This is a genomic window from Vibrio sp. 1069 (assembly GCF_033340555.1).
In genome coordinates, this window is the sequence record NZ_JAWOWP010000298.1 from 1 (window position 1) to 755 (window position 755).

The following is a 755-nucleotide window of genomic DNA, read 5'->3' on the forward strand; positions in this document are numbered from 1 at the left end:
CATTAGCAACTCAGCAACATTGAATGGCTTACCAATGTATTGATCGGCCCCCGCTTGATAGCCATCCAGCATCGAGTTTTCATCGTTCAATGCTGTAAGCATCAGAATTGGCGTAGCAAATCGTTGGCAAATACGACGAGCAACTTGCATCCCATTTAAGTTTGGCAACATCACATCGAGTAACACTAAATCGACTGGCGTTTTCTCCATGTACTGCAGCGCGCTTTCACCACAATGCACAGAAGAGACGGTATATCCTTCATCTTGCAAAACTACTTCTAAAAGCTCACACAAAGGAACGTCATCATCAACAATCAAAACTCGAGACATGCCAAATTACCACTCAAATAAAAATGGTTCGCATTCTATTACTCATTTGCGAATTAAACAACCATAGTTTATGGGGCTTTTCTCTGTTTGGAAGACACAAAAAAGCCTACTAAACAGTAGGCTAGATAAGACAATACGGAGAATTTCTTTATTTACAATCAGCCCTTCAAACCTGTCGATTGCGCGACATTCTCAACAATGGATCTCAAGTTCACACTAATAGAGTGTAATGTTTCAAGCTCCTCTTCTGTAAACGGATGAGTAAGAACCGACTCTGCACCTTTTTTCCCGACCACCGTCGGTAGACTTAGCACGACGCCACTCACACCATATTGACCCGACATCATCGTACCAACTGGCAACACAGAGCGCTCATTGATTTTTATGGCTTGAATGATTCGAAATACGCTGGCTGCAATACCATG

Annotated in this window: 1 protein-coding gene and 1 pseudogene; both read right to left on the bottom strand. The window is 42.5% G+C overall.

Going from position 1 to position 755, the window contains the following annotated elements; genetic code table 11:
* Positions 1 to 330 (bottom strand): response regulator (locus tag R7040_RS26110; protein ID WP_318097527.1); only part of this gene is annotated, 330 nt, incomplete at its 3' end.
* 158 nt (positions 331 to 488) lie between these two features.
* Positions 489 to 755, bottom strand: a pseudogene (locus tag R7040_RS26115) (L-lactate dehydrogenase); the annotation flags it as partial.